This window comes from Nocardioides sp. Root240 (assembly GCF_001428825.1).
Classification (GTDB): domain Bacteria; phylum Actinomycetota; class Actinomycetes; order Propionibacteriales; family Nocardioidaceae; genus Nocardioides.
Genome location: NZ_LMIT01000011.1, coordinates 78042 through 78849 on the forward strand (window position 1 = coordinate 78042; position 808 = coordinate 78849).

Sequence of the window (808 nt, forward strand, 5' to 3'; positions counted from 1 at the left end):
AGGGGCGGCGACGATCGCGGAGGGCTCCTACCTCGACACCGGTGTCCCGATCGCCGGGCCGGGTGCACCGCTCGTGTCGGAGTTCGCGCTGATGGAACTCATCGCGGTCCTCGGCCGGTCCCCCGACGGTGGCCGTGCCTACGTCGGCAGGATCCTGGAGTGCGCCTGGCGTCTCCCTGAGACCTTCGCCCAGGTGCTCGCCGGGCGGGTGGAGCCCTGGCGGGCCGAAAGGGTCGCCGACCTCACCCACTCCCTGTCCGCCGAGGCTGCGGCCTACGTGGACCACCAGCTCGCGATCGCGGTCGGGCACGTGACCTGGGCGTTGATCGAACGCCTCGTCACCGAGGCGATCATCCGGTTCGACCCCGAACGCGCCGAAGCCGACCGGGTGAAGGCCGCCGATCAGCGGCACTTCGACATCGGCGAGGTCACCGCGGAAGGGCTGGTCTACGTCGATGGGCTGNAGCCCACAACCTGGGTCAGCTCGGCGACGACTCGTCGCTCGACGTCCGTCGCTCCAAGGCCGCAGGGGTGATCGCCCGTCGTGACCTGATGCTCGACCTCGAGATCGACGACCGGACCGAGCCGGGGCGGAGGGTCACCCTCAACCTCCACATCACCGACACCACCCTCACCGGTGGCAACCCCGTCGGACGCTGCGAGAAGACCCGGACCCCGGTCAGCGCCGAGCAGATCCGCGAGTGGCTCCAGGCCCCCGGCACCAGCATCATCGTCCGGCCGGTGGTCGACCTGGCCGACTGCATCCCCGTCACCGCCTACGAGATCCCCGACCGCCACCGGCGGCGGG

At 71.0% G+C, this 808-nt stretch carries 1 protein-coding gene; it reads left to right on the plus strand.

The features are described 5' to 3' along the window. Window positions 1-463 (plus strand): DUF222 domain-containing protein (locus ASE20_RS14410; protein ID WP_235538822.1); only part of this gene is annotated, 463 nt, incomplete at both ends. Window positions 464-808 lie beyond the last annotated feature (345 nt).